Genomic DNA, 16541 nt, shown 5'->3' with positions numbered 1-16541 from the left:
ACCTGCCTTTCTTTTCCTTTTATTGCACGATTGTCGGATGGTCCGCACTGCCAAGCAGCTCATCGTTCGATTTGTACGGATAACCCGTATGATACGGTTCGACGCGAACCTGAACTTCAATGACCTGAACGAACCGGTGCATCAGCAGATCCCGGGACCGTTGAGCGATTTCATCCGCTTCTTTGACGGTCATTCTCGGGTTTACGCTTAGCGTAAGGTCGATCTTCACCATCTCGACCGAACGGACCGCACGCAGCATGCGAACTTCGATAACCCCGTGTACGCGCTGAACCGTTTCCACAAACGGCGTCGGATCTTCTTCGGATTCGTTCGGCATGCCGGGGGCTTCTCGTATAAACATCCTCATGAGACGAAGCGATTTGATGACCGCTACCGCCGCGACCAGAATCGCCGCAGCCGAATCCGCATGATTGAGTTCCGGAATATCAAATCCGCTGCCGGCAATGGACAGAGCCATACCGGCCGCAACCAACATTGAACCGTACAGCGAAAAACGATGTTCTCCCGCATAGTTCCGGGCTAATTCGGCATTTGTACGGCTCAATTTCCGATAACGGAATAGGAACCAGCCTTCCGCGATCACCACCGCGGCAAAAAAGGCGATGAAAGCATGGATATCCGCCGTTTGTTCGATCTTGTCCCACAGACGTCCCAATCCCGAAAGCAGGGCTTCGACGGCGCCAACCAGTACAAGCACCGTAAGCAGCATGCAGACAAGCAGCGAAGATTCCCTGCCGCTTCGTCGTGCGCTTCGTACGGCATCCGAAACGGAATTCAAAGCATCAGCCATCAGAGCCGGACTTCCGCCGATCCAACCTCCGATTCCTTTGATCAACGCGGCGGCACTGAGCATGCCGATATCGATCCAGCCCGAAGATTTTTCGATATCTTGTTGACGGACCGTCATAATGATTCCCCTCTCGTATTCAATCGAATCCGGACCTGCCTTGAAACAAACGGCGAAACAAGAAAAGCCGCGTCTCGAATGAGGGACGCGGCTTCACGGCAGGGCCGTATACTCTTAGTTCGTCGCTTTGGACGGCTTGGCCGCGGACGGCTTTTTCTTGTTGCGAAGCGCCAACCAAAGTGGACTCGCGATAAAGATCGACGAGTATGCACCGAACAGTAATCCGATAACCATCGCCAGCGAGAACATGCGGATCGATTCACTGCCCAATACGAGAAGTGCAAATGCCGCAATAAACACGGTAAACACCGTACCAAGCGAGCGTGTCATCGTTTGCGATATACTTTTGTTGACCAGGTCTGCAAGATCGTCATGCGTCTGTTTCTTAGCGAAACGCAGATTTTCCCGGATCCGGTCGAAGATAACGATCGTATCGTTGATCGAGAAACCGATAATGGTCAAGATCGCGACGATAAACGTCAGATTGACTTCCAGCCTCAAGATCGAGAACACGCTGATCACGAGGAAAGCATCATGCAGCAGAGCCACAACCGCAGACACGGCAAACCGCCATTCGAAACGGATCGTGACATAGATGACAATCCCGACGCTTGCGACAATGACGGCCAACAGAGCGTTAAGCTCCAATTCTTTGGCCATCTCGGCATCGACGGTATTGATTTCGTACGAAGCGTTCTTATCGATTTGACTGTTGAATGTAGTCTGCAGGCTTTCGACCTGCGCATCCGTCAGCACTTCCGGGAAACGGATATTGACGCGGTCGCTGCCGGCCGTAATATTCGCTTCCTGGTCAAGTTTCGCATCGTTAACGACTTTTTCCACTTCCGCCTGGCTCACTACTTTGGATACCGAAATATCCACGTTCGAACCGGAACGGAAATCGACTCCGTAATTCAATCCGAATACCGAAAGACTGATAATACCGGCCAAAGTGATCGCCAGCGAAAAAATGTAAAAGTACTTGCTGGATTTGATGAAGTTGAAATCCCATTTGGAATTTGAAGCCTGATGTTTAGAGTTCACGAATTTCACTCCCCTTTACTCCGAAATACCCCGGCTTATTCAAGGATTTCGCCTTAACGAGCAGGGAGAGCAGGTAACGCGACAGGAAGACGTTCGTGATGATGCTGGTTACGATATCGATCATCAGGACAAGCGCGAAACCGCGAACCGAACCTGTACCGAGCCAGAACATGACGGCGCCGGCAATCAGCGTCGTAATCTGGGCATCCATAACGGTCCGGAAAGAGCTCTTGCTGCCGGCGCGGAACGCCGACAGAATACTTTTTCCGCTGCGCATTTCCTCTTTGATCCGTTCATAGGTAATGATGTTGGCGTCGACCGCCATCCCGATCCCGAGAATAAACGCCGCGATTCCCGGAAGGGTTAGCGTAATATCCGCCCATATAAAGATCAGAATCGTTCCCCACGTATGAATGATCAGACAGAAAGCGGCAATCAGTCCCGGTATCCGGTACATGAATATCATGAAGATCAGAATGATAATCGAACCGACAATACCGGCTTTAAGCGTCTGGTCCAGCGACAGCTGTCCCAATGTGGCACCTACGCTTTGCGAATATTTCTCCGTCAGCTGCAGCGGCAGAGCGCCGAGGTTGATGGTATCGCGCAGATTCTGTGCTTCTTCGCGTGTAAAATCTCCGGTAATTTGCGCCGTTCCGCCCGTGATTCGCTGCTGAACGGTCGGAGCCGACAGCAGTTCGTCATCCAGGAAGATCGCCATCGGCTGACCGATCAATCGTCCGGTAACGTCGGCGAATTTGTTCGCGTCGTTCAATTCGATCGAAATCATCAGGTTTCCGAGCTGGTCAGGTTGAACGGTAGCACCGTTCGGCTTGAAATCCTGGCCGGTCAGCTCGATCTTGGTGAACCCTTGGTAAGGGTCCGCCGCAGCGTCTTTTTCCGTACCGGCAGCTTTGTCGGTATCGGCGGCATCCGTGTCGGCTGCTTTGTCCGTACCTGTCGACGTTTCGGTTCCCTTCGCAGCGTCGGTGTCTGCCGCTTTGTCCGTGTCCGCCGCTTTGTCGGTAACTGTGTTCTCTTTCGTGCCGGCTGCCGCATCCTTGCTGTCTGCAGCACCTTCCGTACCGGTAGAATCGGTACTTTCCACAGCCACTTTGTCTTCGGCCGCCGCATCGGTTTTGTCTTCGGTCGTTCCTGCGTCCGAAGAGGCTCCCAGACTGCGGAAGGTCAGGTTGGCGGGTTCTTTGATACGTTCCCTAACGGCTTTTTCGTCCGTAACGCCTGCGATTCTGAGTCGGATCCGGTTGGTACCTTCGGTCGTAATCTCAGGTTCGCTTCCCCCAAGGGCGTCCACGCGTTTCTCAAGACTTCTGGCCGTTTCGTTCAGGGATTCTCGGCTGACTTCCGCTCCGCCCGTCATTGGCGACGCCTCATACAGGATCTCGAAGCCTCCCTTTAAATCCAGCCCCAATCGAACCGAATTCAACAGGTTAGGCGTGCTCCAGACCATGACCCCGATGGAGACGAGCACAATAACAATGAAACTGACAATTCTCTTCATGCCGTTTCTGGTTCCCCCTTTTTTCTCAATGCTCCTATTATAACGATGTAAAAAAATGTAGTCAATGAAGTAAAAGAAAGCCCTCCTCAGGAAAGGGGAGTCTCTTTTAATGCCGCAATCGTAAGGTAATTCATCAGCCCGTCGATTCGCAGCGTCAAAATATCGTTCACGATCTGGTGCAGCGGCGGATCCTGTGCGCCCGCATACTTCCTGTTGACGCAGCGCCAGACATCTTCCCAGGTCGCCTGTTCATAACCCAGGTAATGAAACTCTTCCGCTTTATCTCTGCAAAGTCCGATAACGGCCTCCGTCAAATCTTCTCCGGCCAACTGCTCTTCCGCAGGAGGCTGTCCGCTTAACTGCTCTTCTGTCATCCGTTTCCCCTTTCCACGCAATCGCCGCCGAGTATCTTTTTTGTAGAGGCGGCACAACAAGCATTCCGGTTCCCTAACCCTTCATTCGACACCGATGCGTCCATTCCTGCCCAAGATTCAGTGACCACCGCAGACGCACGGCACTTCACAAAATATGCGTATACAGATACCATCCCCCGGCTCCGAGAGCCAGAAGTGTCAAAGGAAAAGCGATCATCAGATACGATAAATAAGAAAAGCGGTATCCTTCTTTTTGCGCCAGGCCGGCTGCCAGCACACCCGCGACCGAACCGGCCAGCGTTCCGCTGGAGCCGATTCCGCTTCCCAGTACCAAAGCCCACCATAACTCGTTCAGATCGGACGGACGCACCACTTCCATCTGCAGCCCCAATGTCTGGACAAGCGGAATGGCCGCGGCGGTCAGCGGAACCGGATCCAGCACGGCGGACAGCAGGCCCGATACCGTAAACAGCAGCAGGGCGGTCAATGTTTTGTTTTCGTTGGTCAGTTCCAGCAGCTTCACTGCGATTTCGCCCGTAATTCCCGTTTCCACAAGACCGCCGGCCAGGACATAGAATCCGGCGACGACGGCAAGGGTCTTGAAGTCCGTATGCGCGCGCACTTGACGGGCATCTTCTGCGGAACGGACATTGACGGCTAGCATCAACAGCGCCGCCGCGATCGCGACCATCCCGCTGCCCATTCCCAGCTTCTCGTGAACCAATAAGCCTGCAGCCAGAAGAGTCAATACAGCCAGCGACAAGAAGGCGCTGCGCCGATTGGATAGACAAAGACGCGGATTAAGCGCTTGAATATCGGCACGCCGCTTTGCGGATCGGCGCATTTCTTTGCGGAAAATCAGCATCAGCAGCCCCATATGGACAGCGAGCAGAATCAATGCGGGCGCCCACAGACGAGCGGCAAAATCGCGCGTATCGATATGGGCTGCCGTGCCGATCATCATATTGGACACACTTCCCGCCAGTGTGGTCATCCCTCCAAGATTACAGGCAATCACGCTCATAATCAGAAAAGGTACCGGGCCGATTCGCAGCGTGCGTCCAATCCGCAGGATAAGAGGCGCAAGCAGCAGCAGTGCAGGGCCGCTTCCGAGCAGAGCTGCGGCTGCGGCCGCCAAAACCGTTACGATCACAAGCACCGCAGGCAGACTGCTGCCTACCGCCCGTACCAGCATAAGCGCCGAGAACTGTAAAATGCCGCTTCGGTCGGCAGCAGCTGCCGTAATCGTCATTCCCGCCATCAACAGCAGAACATTCCAAGCGATATGATGGCTCAACGCGGCATTCCAATCGACGATCCCCAGCACCAGCAGCACCAGAGCTCCTGCAATTGCCGCCAAACCTCCGTTTATCTTTTCCGTTACGACAAGCACATAGACGATTCCAAATACGGCTGCCGCCGTATAGACCGGCCAAAATGCGGTATCGATTTCGGAAATCATGCCTTCACTTCCTTTCAGCCGTTCCCATTTCCTATTTCAATTTCCTGCTCACTATGTAGAGTCCCTTTGGGCGGGAATGTTTCGGTATTTCCTATAATGAAATGCCAAGAAAAAAGAAACTGCCGTAGAACGGAGATTCTCCGTTCGGCGGCAGCCTGTGCGGAAGTGCAAAGCGGTCCACCTCCGCCGGCGCTTCCCTATTCGGTTAGTCTTACTTCTTGTCGAGGCTGACATCGGAGCCGGCCGTTGTGACGTGGCTGATCGCGCTGCGATCGAATGTCAGCTTCGTTACATCGTTCACGCGAACGACGGCAATGTCGCTCGTGATTTCCAAGATTGTCCCGTGAAGGCCGCCGATGGTGACGATTTTATCGCCTTTTTTAAGCTGGCCCAACATGGCGTTGCGCTGTTTCTGTTTCTTCTGCTGAGGACGAATCAACAGGAAGTAGAAGATTGCGATCATGAACACGAATGGAACGATGGTCATGAGCAGTCCTCCGCCCGATCCGGCAGCGGTTGCAAGCGTTGTAGATGGAAACATGGTGAAATCCCCCTTATTGTGCGATTGGCCGTACGAATAATCGTACTGGACCCGTGGGGCGGTTTAGAACCCTTTGTCGTTGGTGTGCATGCCATACTGCTCGAAGAATTCGTCGCGGAAATCCAACAGACGGTCTTCTCGGATCGCCTGACGGACGCCCCGCATCAATTCGAGCAGGAAGTGGAGGTTATGATAAGTGGTCAGCCGGAGACCGAACGTCTCGTCCGCCTTGATCAGGTGGCGCAAATACGCTCGCGAATAGTTCCGGCAGGTATAGCAATCGCAGTTCGGATCGAGAGGACCGAAGTCTCTCGCGTACTGGGCATTGCGTACAACCACCCGGCCCTGGCTTGTCATCGTCGTTCCGTTACGCGCTATGCGCGTAGGCAGCACGCAGTCGAACATATCGACTCCGCGAATGGCGCCTTCGAGCAGAGCATCCGGCGAACCCACGCCCATCAAATAGCGGGGTTTGTTCGCCGGGAGCAGCGGTACCGTATACTCCAGCACTTCATACATCAGATGTTTCGGTTCTCCCACACTCAGTCCACCAATAGCATACCCCGGGAAATCCATCGAAGTCAAATCGGCTGCGCTCTGACGGCGCAGGTCTTCGTGCATGCCGCCTTGAACGATTGCGAACAGTCCTTGGTCCTGTGGACGCGCATGGGCTTCGAGGCAGCGCTCGGCCCATCTGGATGTCCGCTCAAGCGAGCGTTTGAGATACGCATGCTCGGCGGGATAAGGCGGACATTCGTCGAATGCCATCATGATATCCGAACCCAGCGCGTTCTGAATATTCATCGCCACTTCAGGCGACAGGAACAGCTTGTCTCCGTTGATGTGGGAACGGAAGTTCACGCCTTCTTCGGTGATCTTGCGCATTTCCGCCAAGCTGAATACCTGGAAACCGCCGCTGTCGGTAAGAATCGGACGATCCCAGTTCATGAATTTGTGCAGGCCGCCGGCTTCGCGGATAATCTCGTGTCCCGGACGCAGGAAGAGATGATACGTATTGCTCAGAATGATATGGGCGTCCATTTGTTTGAGTTCTTCCGGGCTCATCGTTTTGACCGTGGCCAAAGTACCGACCGGCATAAAAGTCGGCGTATCGATAATGCCGTGCGGCGTATGCACGCGGCCAAGCCGCGCGCCCGACTGCTTACAGGTCTTGATATGTTCGTAACGGATTGCAGATGTCATCGGATCGTTCCTTTACAAGAAAATGAGGGGCCGAAGCCCCTTTGAATCGTTCGGCTAACCGCCGATTTTAATAAATGAACATGGCATCGCCAAAGCTGAAGAATCGATATTCCGATTCTACCGCTTCCCGGTAAGCCGCCAATACATGCTCTCTCCCGGCAAGGGCGCTGACCAACATGACGAGCGTAGACTTGGGCAGATGGAAGTTTGTGATCAATGCATCGACAACTTTGAAGTCTTCGCCCGGATACAGAAAAATCTGCGTCCAGCCGCTGTCCGCCGCAAGTCGGCCGCTTTCGTCCAAGGTTCGTCTGGCCGCCGACTCGAGCGTGCGTGTCGACGTGGTGCCGACCGAGACGACCCGGCCGCCGCGTTCGCGGGTCCGGTTAATCAGTTCGGCCGTTTCCTGCGGCAGTTCGTAGTATTCTTCGTGCATGACATGTTCTTCGATCTGCTCCACCGACACCGGACGGAAAGTGCCCAGTCCGACATGAAGGGTAACAAAACCGATCTCTATGCCTTTGGACCGCAGCTTATCAAGCAGGTCTTCGGTGAAGTGCAAACCGGCAGTCGGAGCGGCTGCGGAACCTTCGTGTTTGGCATACACCGTCTGATAGCGTTCCCGATCGTCCAACCGTTCCTTGATATAAGGAGGAAGCGGCATTTCGCCGAGACGATCCAGAATTTCCTGGAAGATGCCTTCATATCGGAACTCGATGATTCGGGCCCCCATATCGCCTTCTTCCAGTACGACCGCTTCCAGTTCGTCACCGAACCGGAGGACGGCGCCCGTCTTGACCTTTTTGCCGGGTTTGGCCAGTGTTTCCCAGCGATCGCCTTCGATATTTTTGAGCAGAAGCAGTTCTACACGCGCTCCCGTTTCGGGTTTGACGCCGTGCAGACGCGCCGGCATGACCCGGGTGTCATTAAGGATCAGGGTGTCACCCGGATTGAGCTTGTCCAAAATATCGTAAAAATGCAGATGCTCCATCTCCCCCGTACGCTTGTTCAGCGCCAGCAGTCTCGATGAGGTGCGTTCCGCAAGCGGAGTTTGGGCAATAAGCCGTTCAGGCAGTTCAAAATCGTAATCTTCTACATTCATGGAGTCTTCAGTCCTTAGTCAGTTCTACGTTATTGTAATAATGGAGCAGGATTTCCGGATACGTTTCCCCTGCGTCCGCAAGTCCTTTGGCTCCCCATTGGGAAAGCCCCAGGCCATGGCCGTTTCCTCGGCCGACAAAGAAAAATCCGGTTCCGGAAGAAACTTCGGTGGTACTGGTCCCGATCGAAGCCAGACTGCGGCTCAGCAGATTGGACGGTGCCGAGGCCCCGAACTTGAGCGGCCCGGATGTGCTGTTCTTGGATACTTTGGCCGAAGAGATCACGGTATAGGCATCCGCCGACACGACATCGAACAAAGTGCTTGGAAGGCCGCTCAGTGCGGTACGGAACATATCCGGATATTTCACATCCACTTTGGTTCCGTTGATCTTCAGTTCGGTCACACGTCCCGAAGGGCCGCGCTGACTGACCTGGATCGTCTGAATAGAAGCCGGCAGCTTGGTCGTCGTGCGTCCTTTGAGCGAAGCCAGCAGTTGGGCGGATGTGTAAGGTCCACGGATCCATTCGTAAGTGCTCGATTCGCTCACCACTTCGAGTACCAGCGCTTCTTCGCCCGGATTCATTTTCGAAAGTTCCGAGACGCCGCTTTGAATCTGAGGCAGCGGACGAACTTTGGTATTTTGTGCGGTCACCGTCATTTTGCGGAATCCTGTTGCATCAAGTCCTTTGTCCGCCACATTGTCTTCGCGCACATAGCCGATTTTACCGTTGGACAACGCTACATGATACCACTTTTTGAGATTGGCTGCCGCCGCGCGGTCCGAATCGGAAGGCACGCTCGAGAACAGCTCGCTTCCGCCGCTGTTCCAGACTTCCGTCGGATCGGAGGTCATGCCGCCTGCATTGGAGGAAAACAGGGCTTCGACCGGCTTGCCGTTCTGCTTCAGAATCTCGCCTGCCGTCGCATCGACCGCCGCATTGACCGGTTTGCTCTCCGAACCTACCCCGCCATACGCCTGGCTCAGTGTGGAATCGACGACATCGGCCACTTTGAACTTGGTCGTCGCCCGGGTCTGTACGGTTGCGTAGCTGCGTGCCGCCACGGCCTGCGCCTTAAGCGACTCTGCCGGCCACGAAGAAGAAACTTCCGACCCTACGACCGAATACAAATACTGCTCCATCGGAAGTTCGTTCACCAGATAGAGCTGACTGCCGTAAATGCCGATCTCCAGATCGCCGCGGTACGAGCGTTTTGAACGTTCCTCCACTCGAATACGGCTCTCCGGCGTCCCGTCAATCCAGATCCGGTCTTGTTCGCCGAGCGTCAGCAGATAAAGCGCAGCGGCGGTACCGGCAGTCAGACCCGAAGTCGCATCGCTGCGGATGACCGCGGAGGCCGAAGGTGCGGAAGAGGCTGTCGACAAAGGGATCCCGCCGAGGCGGGAGGAAACGGCGGTTTTGAGCGAGTCCAGAGCGGCCGCCGATGTTTCCTCGCCGATTTTCAAGCTGTACACGGCTTTTCCACCCGAATCGGTTGAAACGGCGACGGCGCCGTCAAATCCCGCGTCCAACACTTTTTGCAAAGCGGACGAAGCGGCGTTCAGCGTACCGTAACTGCCTCCGCTCAGGGAGAACGTGCCTGTCGCTTTCGGCAACAATCCGCCAACCGAGTTGGCCGAAGCACTTCCCGCCAACCGAACTGCGGCGTCTGCCGCGGCTTTATCGTTCGAATACGGTCCCGCGTACATTTGGTAGACGTCTTTTCCGTTTCGCACGATTTTGTAAACGGACAGTTTATCCGCGCCCGATTTCAATTTGCCGGCAAGCGAAGATACCGTTTGAAGGTCCGAGCTTTCGCCAACTTTGACTTTCGGTCCGTCCAGAGCGAACAGGGTAACGCCGCCGGCCGAGGTCGAGAACCACTTTACATAGCCCCCATCCGTTTTCAGTCCGACTGCTGCGGCGATTTCGGGTGTCAGCGTAATTTTGGATGTCGTCTGCTTGTAGGTGCTTCCCAAATTCAGAAATAATCCTACGCGCACGGTGTCTTCGGGCTCTTCGGCGTGAACGGCCGTTTGAAGCGGCAGACAGGAAAGGGCGACGGCTGCCGCGAGCAGCGTTCTCCCCCACTTGACGGGCTTACGACTCAAATGTTGCTTAGTCATGCTTGCGTTCCTCCTTGTAAATCCGGTCGTCCCCTACGGTCAACCTAACGGTAACGGTCGAGGCGTGCTATTTTCCGTCTTCCGGCATCGGCAGGCCCAGATGGGCATAAGCCTGGGCAGTAACAACGCGGCCTCTCGGCGTGCGCTGAATGAATCCGCTTTGCAGCAAATAAGGTTCGTATACGTCTTCGATGGTCTGGCTCTCCTCGCCGATCGTCGCGGCGATCGTATCGAGCCCCACCGGTCCTCCGCGAAAACTTTGGATCATCGAGCGCAGCATCTTGTGGTCGATACTATCGAGCCCGCGCGGATCGACCTGCAGGCGCGACAGCGCTTCGGCCGCGATCTCCGGCGTAATGATCCCGTCTCCGCGCACCTGTGCAAAATCGCGTACCCGTTTGAGCAGCCGGTTCGCGATCCGCGGCGTTCCCCGGGCCCGCAGCGCAATTTCTTCCGCGGCATCGCCGATGATTTCGACATTCAGCGTATCGGCATTGCGCGAGACAATAAACGCCAGGTCTTCGACCCCGTAGAACTCGAGCCGGCTCACGACGCCGAAGCGGTCGCGCAGCGGTGCGGACAGCAGCCCGGCCCGCGTCGTTGCGCCGATCAGCGTGAACGGAGGAAGATCGAGCCGTACCGAGCGCGCACTCGGACCTTTGCCGATCATGATATCGAGCGCGGAATCTTCCATCGCCGGGTACATCACTTCTTCGACCGTCCGGTGCAGCCGGTGAATTTCGTCGATAAACAGGACATCGCCTTCCTGCAGATTGGTCAGCAGCGCCGCCAAATCGCCGGGACGTTCGATCGCCGGTCCCGAAGTCGTACGCAGGTTCACGCCGAGCTCGTTTGCGATAATGTTAGCGAGTGTCGTCTTCCCGAGTCCCGGAGGCCCATAGAGCAGCACGTGATCAAGCGCTTCTCCCCGCATTTTGGCCGCTTCGATATATACTTTCAGGTTTTCCTTGACCTGATTTTGACCGATATACTCCGATAGATAGCGGGGACGCAGACTCAGTTCCACCGCCTGGTCTTCCATCATCAGATTGGCCGATATGATCCGGTCATCCATAAGTCCACCGTTCCTCCCCGTTTATACTGTACCGCATTTACCCTTTGTAAAGAACCTTCAAAGCCCGTTTCATCAGCAGATCGACCGGTTCTCCCGGCTGCAGATCTTCTTTCAGATGCATCCAGACCTTGTCCAGTTCCGCTTCCGTATATCCGAGCGCTTCGAGCCCTTCGCGGGCTTCTCTCCAGCCTCCGCCGTCCAGTTCCGCTTCCGCCGCGGCGTTGTTGTCAAACAGACCTCCAAGCGAAGGTGCCACGAATCCATCCAGCCGGTCTTTCAAGTCCAGCACCATGCGCTGCGCCGTTTTTTTTCCGATTCCCGGCAGTTTGATCAAGAACGTAAGGTTCTCCTGCTGAATGGCGGAGACGACCTTCTCGGGGGTACCGCCCGCAAGGATTCCCAGTGCTACCCTCGGTCCGATGCCCGACACTTCGATCAGCCGGCGGAACAGCTTTTGTTCTTCCCTTGTGGAGAATCCGTACAGAAGAATAGCATCTTCCCTGACACTGTGATGCGTATACACCGTAACCGCTTCTTCCCCTTTTGCGGCAAAAGCGTACGGATTCGGACAAAATACCCGGTATCCGATGCCCTGCACATCTACGACGATATATTCCGTTTCCAAATGGGCCACGTGCCCTCGCACAAAATCGATCATTTTCGCAATACCTCATTCAATTTGGAGTTTAGTGTAGACGAATGCGCATGGCAAATCGCGACCGCCAAAGCATCCGCCACGTCGTCCGGCTTGGGAACGGCCTGCAGTTTGAGGAACATGCGCACCATCTCCTGTACCTGCCGCTTTTCGGCCTTGCCGTAACCGACGATGGCCTGCTTGACCTGCATTGGCGTATATTCGCCGATCGGCAGGCCTTTCTGATGCGCTGCCAGGATCAAGACCCCGCGGGCCTGACTGACCGGCATGGCCGTCGATACGTTGCGGTTGAAAAACAGTTTTTCGAACGCTACCTCATCCGGTTTGTATTTATCGATCAACTGCACCATGGCTTCGTACACGTGCAGCAGCCGTTCTTCGTCGGGTGTATGTGCCTCGGTCTGAATGCAGCCGTATTGAACGGGCGTGCATTTGGTTCCTTCTTTGTCGATAAACCCAAAACCGACGATCGCGATCCCCGGGTCAATTCCCAATATGCGCAAGTTTATCTCTCCTTTTCCCCGAAAAAACGCACAGCCGCTTTTTCGCAAAGCTTCTGTCCAACGTCTTATCCAGTCCGGCCTCCCATACATTCTACCGAACATATGTATCCGTCTTTTCATTATAGCAAAAGTTGAAAAAGGAGACACCCACAGAACGCTTTCTTCTTTATAATTTCGGCATCTCCTGGGCAAAACCTTTGAACGCGCAAAAAACAACAAAAAAGACTGCTTTCGAGTCGGAATCTTCCGCCTGAAAAGCAGTCTTTCTATCTGCGTCCGAGACGCTTAAGTGTAAAAAAATGGCGCGCCCTGAGAGATTCGAACTCCCGGCCTTTTGATTCGTAGTCAAACGCTCTATCCAGCTGAGCTAAGGGCGCAAAAACAATGGAGCGGACGACGGGAATCGAACCCGCGACCCTCGCCTTGGCAAGGCGATGCTCTACCGCTGAGCCACGTCCGCAAAACATTATTTAATTAAAATGGCGGAACCGACGGGATTTGAACCCGCGATCTCCTGCGTGACAGGCAGGCATGTTAACCCCTACACCACGGTTCCAAGCCATAAGGTGAAACAATTGCGGGGGCAGGATTTGAACCTGCGACCTTCGGGTTATGAGCCCGACGAGCTACCGAGCTGCTCCACCCCGCGTCAGAGTGTTCTTGCTATATCCGACTTCGTCACGAAAGTCTTCATGGTGGAGGCTGAGGGGCTCGAACCCCCGACCCTCTGCTTGTAAGGCAGATGCTCTCCCAGCTGAGCTAAGCCTCCATAATATGACCCGTAGGGGATTCGAACCCCTGTTACCTCCGTGAAAGGGAGGTGTCTTAACCCCTTGACCAACGGGCCTCATTGTCATTCGCTTCTTGGAGCGTCTCGCTTGTTTCAGCGTTTCGTCCGCGGCGACAAGAAATAATATACCATGCCAGCGAGCAAATGGTCAACCCTTTTTAACAAAAAACTTTAATAAAGTTGAAAATGGTTTTACAAACCGCGCTGTGATGCCTATTATTACCCCTGCCCGCCTCAAAGCCAAACGTTTGGCGGCAGAAAAACGAGTGTCCGAAACCGGCTTTTAAGCCTTTTCCGTTTCTTCGGAAAAGTTGCCTGCGGGATTCCTCCCCTAATGAATGCGGAGTCGGAAGAAGGTTTCTCCTCCTTCCGACTCCGCGCAAAGACCAGAAATCAAGCTTCTTCCTGCCACAGCTTGTACAAAGCCTGGGTTCCTTTATCTTCGTATCCCTGGTCGGCCAGCTTCCGGTACAGCGACTCTGCCAGTTGAAGACCGGGAAGCTCCAGCTTCATTTCCTCGGCCGACTGCAGAGCGATCCCCATATCTTTGATAAAATGCTTGATGTAGAAACCCGGCTCGAAATCTCCATCGAGCATACGGGGAACCAGATTGCTGAGCGAGAAACTGCCGGCGGCACCGGTCTCGATACTTTTCAGCACGGTCTTGGGATCAAGCCCGGCTTTCTCCGCATAGATAATTGCTTCCGTTACCCCTACCATGTTGGAAGCGATCGCGATCTGATTGCACATCTTCGTGTTTTGTCCGGCTCCCGCTCCGCCCTGAAGCACGATGTTGCTGCCCATAATCTCCAGCAGCGGCTTCAGATCTTCAAAAGCGGAACTTTCTCCCCCGACCATGATCGACAACGCCGCTTTCTTCGCGCCTACATCGCCTCCGGAGACGGGAGCATCCAGAATATGCAGACCTTTTTCGGTTCCCAGTTCGGCCAAACGTCTGGCGAGCAGCGGACTCGATGTCGTCATGTCGATCAAATAGGTTCCTTTTTTCGCATGGGCAATCAAGCCGTCTTCGCCCGTATAGACTTCTTCGACGTCTTTGGGATAACCAAGCATCGTGATGATAACATCGCAGACCTGAGCCAGATCACCCGGCGAATCGTGCCAAACGGCACCGCGTTCTACAAGCTCCTGAGCCTTGGCCGGAGTACGATTGTATACATGCACCTCATAACCTTTGTCCATAATATGACCGGCCATACTCTTCCCCATTACGCCGATACCGGCAAATCCAACAATCGTTTTTTCGGAAATCACATGCATTCATCCCTTCTGCATTTGATAAATTTTCGCCTACGGAGGCCATGTGCTGCTCGATACACTCAACCAACTGCTTTTTGGAATGTTCTAGACTCAATAGGGAGCCCTACTGCCAGATCTGTTCAACCTTCGCGCCTTTTATCCGTCTTTAACTTTATCATAGATCAGTAAAAAGAAATTGAGCTTAGAATCGAACGGAAGGCTATTTATTTAAAAAACTTGCAAAAAGAATCTAAGACTTTTATATTAGTACCAGGTACTAATGAAGAGTGCCAAAGGAGCTGAACTGCGTAATGACCCAAATTCATTCGACTGCACGCATTGCCGCTCTCGGTACTTACGTTCCCGAGCGCAGACTGACCAATGATGATCTTGAAGCGATGGTCGATACCAACGACGAGTGGATCGTCCAACGAACAGGCATCCGGGAAAGAAGGATTGCCGCCGACAACGAATTCACTTCACATCTTTGCATCAAAGCGGTGGAAGATCTGCTGCGCCGTTATCCGGATGCGCTCGAAGGAGTCGATCTGGTTCTTGCCGCTACCACCACGCCGGATTACCCCTTCCCCAGCGTCTCCTGCCTGGTTCAGACCGCCTTTGGCCTTCCCAATGCCGGTACGCTTGACCTGAGTGCCGCTTGTGCAGGCTTCACTTATGCGCTGCACCTGGCAAACGGGATGGTCACTTCGCGTATGCACCGCAAGGTGCTGATCGTAGCCGGCGAATGCATGAGTAAAACCATCGATTATACGGATCGCAGTACCTGTATTCTTTTTGGAGACGGAGCCGGAGCTGCGGTCGTTGAATACAGTGCGGAAGGAGCTTTTCTCGCTACCCATATGGGCAGTGACGGAAGCGGCGGACAGCATGTCTATCGTGCCGGTATGGCTACAACCTTAAACGGCAAGCCTTTGGACGGAGACGGCAAAGTCGTTCAGAACGGACGTGAAGTATACAAATGGGCTGTCCGCACCGTTCCCGAAGGCGTACAGCAGCTTATCCGCGACCTGCCGAAAGACTATCAGCAGGTGAATTGGTTTATACCGCACAGCGCCAATCTCAAAATGATCGATTCCATCTCGGAAAAAGCAGGCTTCACTCCGGAATCTACTTTAACCAGTGCCGAATTTTATGGAAACACCTCGGCCGCTTCTATTCCTTTGGCTTTGCAGCTTGGTATTGATGAAGGCAAAGTCAAACGAGGCGATCTGCTGATCCTCTACGGATTTGGAGCCGGCTTGACGCATTCGGGGATTGTTGTTCGCTGGTGAAGGGCCGCGAGCCTTTTTCGAACCGGAGCGCCTTTGTTCTTCCCCTTTTACCTTACAGCTGTCTTTATTCCAATCAGGAAAAGGGGAAGGACAACGAAGCGCAGGTCGAAAAAGGCTCGCTCTGTGCGGGTAGGAAAGCTTCTCAAGCCTCTAGGCGCTTGAGAGGCAGAATAGAGAGAGTTAGAGTGAAGGCGGCTGGAATGGGCCGCAGGGAAGGGAGGCAGCGGCTTTGCCGGCTGCAAGAGCTTAAAAGATTAAGAGATTAAGAGCAAAATAATTTTAAGAACAACAAAAAAAGCCTTTACCGCGATTGCGGTAAAGGCTTTTTCTCTTCGGCTTGGCAGCTTCCTACTCTCCCAGGACCCTGCGGTCCAAGTACCATCGGCGCTAGAGGGCTTAACGGTCGTGTTCGAGATGGGAACGTGTGGAACCCCTCTGCCATCACCACCAAACCTAGTCGCTCCAGATTTGCCTTCTCGCTCCGCTTGTTTCCTTCCTTCGGATGGAACATCCTTGGGCAGGGAATCCAAAAGTCGCTCGAATTCAAACCTTTCGCTTTGCGGCTTCCGTAAAGAAGCCTGTTCAGGATTTGCACCCTGAAAACCGGATCCGAAACGATCCACTTCGCGTCAAGAAGTGTTGTTTTCCTTCAAAGGAAAACAGAT

Annotated in this window: 14 protein-coding genes, 6 tRNA genes and 1 rRNA gene; 1 reads left to right on the top strand and 20 read right to left on the bottom strand. The window is 54.1% G+C overall.

The window, feature by feature from the left end; genetic code table 11:
- Positions 1-19: 19 nt before the first annotated feature.
- The 19 genes from HRQ60_RS02005 to HRQ60_RS01915 all read right to left on the bottom strand — a co-directional run bounded on the left by HRQ60_RS02005 (position 20) and on the right by HRQ60_RS01915 (position 14605).
- Positions 20-928 (bottom strand): cation diffusion facilitator family transporter, encoded by a 909-nt coding sequence (locus tag HRQ60_RS02005; protein ID WP_172193975.1) that lies wholly within the window; start codon positions 926-928, stop codon positions 20-22.
- Between the two features lie 114 nt (positions 929-1042).
- Complete coding sequence (gene secF / locus HRQ60_RS02000) at positions 1043-1972, bottom strand: protein translocase subunit SecF (RefSeq protein WP_172193974.1); 930 nt, start codon at positions 1970-1972, stop codon at positions 1043-1045.
- A complete protein-coding gene (gene secD / locus HRQ60_RS01995; protein ID WP_172193973.1) occupies positions 1962-3494 on the bottom strand; it encodes a protein translocase subunit SecD in 1533 nt (510 codons plus the stop codon). Before secD ends, secF begins: the two co-directional genes overlap by 11 nt.
- Before the next feature lie 86 nt (positions 3495-3580).
- On the bottom strand, positions 3581-3868 hold the full coding sequence (locus HRQ60_RS01990) for a post-transcriptional regulator (protein WP_172193972.1): 288 nt from the start codon (positions 3866-3868) through the stop codon (positions 3581-3583).
- A 145-nt stretch (positions 3869-4013) separates the two neighbouring features.
- Positions 4014-5330 (bottom strand): ArsB/NhaD family transporter, encoded by a 1317-nt coding sequence (locus HRQ60_RS01985; RefSeq protein WP_172193971.1) that lies wholly within the window; start codon positions 5328-5330, stop codon positions 4014-4016.
- A 211-nt stretch (positions 5331-5541) separates the two neighbouring features.
- Positions 5542-5871 carry a preprotein translocase subunit YajC gene (gene yajC, locus HRQ60_RS01980; RefSeq protein WP_172193970.1) on the bottom strand — a complete coding sequence of 110 codons (330 nt, stop codon included), beginning with the start codon at positions 5869-5871 and terminating at the stop codon, positions 5542-5544.
- A gap of 63 nt (positions 5872-5934) precedes the next feature.
- A complete protein-coding gene (gene tgt, locus HRQ60_RS01975) occupies positions 5935-7074 on the bottom strand; it encodes a tRNA guanosine(34) transglycosylase Tgt (protein ID WP_172193969.1) in 1140 nt (379 codons plus the stop codon).
- 67 nt (positions 7075-7141) lie between these two features.
- Complete coding sequence (gene queA / locus HRQ60_RS01970) at positions 7142-8176, bottom strand: tRNA preQ1(34) S-adenosylmethionine ribosyltransferase-isomerase QueA (RefSeq protein ID WP_172193968.1); 1035 nt, start codon at positions 8174-8176, stop codon at positions 7142-7144.
- A gap of 7 nt (positions 8177-8183) precedes the next feature.
- On the bottom strand, positions 8184-10301 hold the full coding sequence (locus HRQ60_RS01965) for a SpoIID/LytB domain-containing protein (protein ID WP_172193967.1): 2118 nt from the start codon (positions 10299-10301) through the stop codon (positions 8184-8186).
- Between the two features lie 67 nt (positions 10302-10368).
- Positions 10369-11376 carry a Holliday junction branch migration DNA helicase RuvB gene (gene ruvB / locus HRQ60_RS01960; protein ID WP_141446462.1) on the bottom strand — a complete coding sequence of 336 codons (1008 nt, stop codon included), beginning with the start codon at positions 11374-11376 and terminating at the stop codon, positions 10369-10371.
- Between the two features lie 37 nt (positions 11377-11413).
- Complete coding sequence (ruvA, locus tag HRQ60_RS01955; RefSeq protein ID WP_172193966.1) at positions 11414-12034, bottom strand: Holliday junction branch migration protein RuvA; 621 nt, start codon at positions 12032-12034, stop codon at positions 11414-11416.
- Positions 12031-12534 carry a crossover junction endodeoxyribonuclease RuvC gene (gene ruvC / locus HRQ60_RS01950; protein WP_172193965.1) on the bottom strand — a complete coding sequence of 168 codons (504 nt, stop codon included), beginning with the start codon at positions 12532-12534 and terminating at the stop codon, positions 12031-12033. Before ruvC ends, ruvA begins: the two co-directional genes overlap by 4 nt.
- A 300-nt stretch (positions 12535-12834) precedes the next feature.
- Positions 12835-12911, bottom strand: a tRNA-Arg gene (locus HRQ60_RS01945).
- A gap of 8 nt (positions 12912-12919) precedes the next feature.
- Positions 12920-12994 (bottom strand) — tRNA-Gly (locus HRQ60_RS01940).
- A gap of 20 nt (positions 12995-13014) precedes the next feature.
- Positions 13015-13090 (bottom strand) — tRNA-Asp (locus HRQ60_RS01935).
- 19 nt (positions 13091-13109) lie between these two features.
- Positions 13110-13183 (bottom strand) — tRNA-Met (locus HRQ60_RS01930).
- 44 nt (positions 13184-13227) lie between these two features.
- Positions 13228-13303 (bottom strand) — tRNA-Val (locus HRQ60_RS01925).
- Positions 13304-13309: 6 nt separating this feature from the next.
- Positions 13310-13381 (bottom strand) — tRNA-Glu (locus tag HRQ60_RS01920).
- 336 nt (positions 13382-13717) lie between these two features.
- The gene (locus tag HRQ60_RS01915) at positions 13718-14605 is read right to left on the bottom strand and encodes an NAD(P)-dependent oxidoreductase (RefSeq protein WP_172193964.1); all 888 of its coding nucleotides are present in this window, start codon (positions 14603-14605) and stop codon (positions 13718-13720) included.
- 290 nt (positions 14606-14895) lie between these two features.
- Here HRQ60_RS01915 and HRQ60_RS01910 point away from each other — a divergent pair, with 290 nt between their 5' ends.
- Positions 14896-15876, top strand: coding sequence for a ketoacyl-ACP synthase III (locus HRQ60_RS01910; RefSeq protein WP_172193963.1), 981 nt, complete (start codon positions 14896-14898; stop codon positions 15874-15876).
- Positions 15877-16211: 335 nt separating this feature from the next.
- On the opposite strand, the gene rrf is transcribed toward HRQ60_RS01910, so the two are convergent.
- A 5S ribosomal RNA gene (gene rrf / locus HRQ60_RS01905) occupies positions 16212-16328 on the bottom strand.
- Positions 16329-16541 lie beyond the last annotated feature (213 nt).

Origin of the sequence: Saccharibacillus qingshengii, assembly GCF_013185195.1 — a bacterium.
GTDB lineage: Bacteria > Bacillota > Bacilli > Paenibacillales > Paenibacillaceae > Saccharibacillus > Saccharibacillus qingshengii.
Note: the sequence above shows the minus strand (reverse complement) of the source record. Positions and strands in the feature narration are given on the sequence as shown.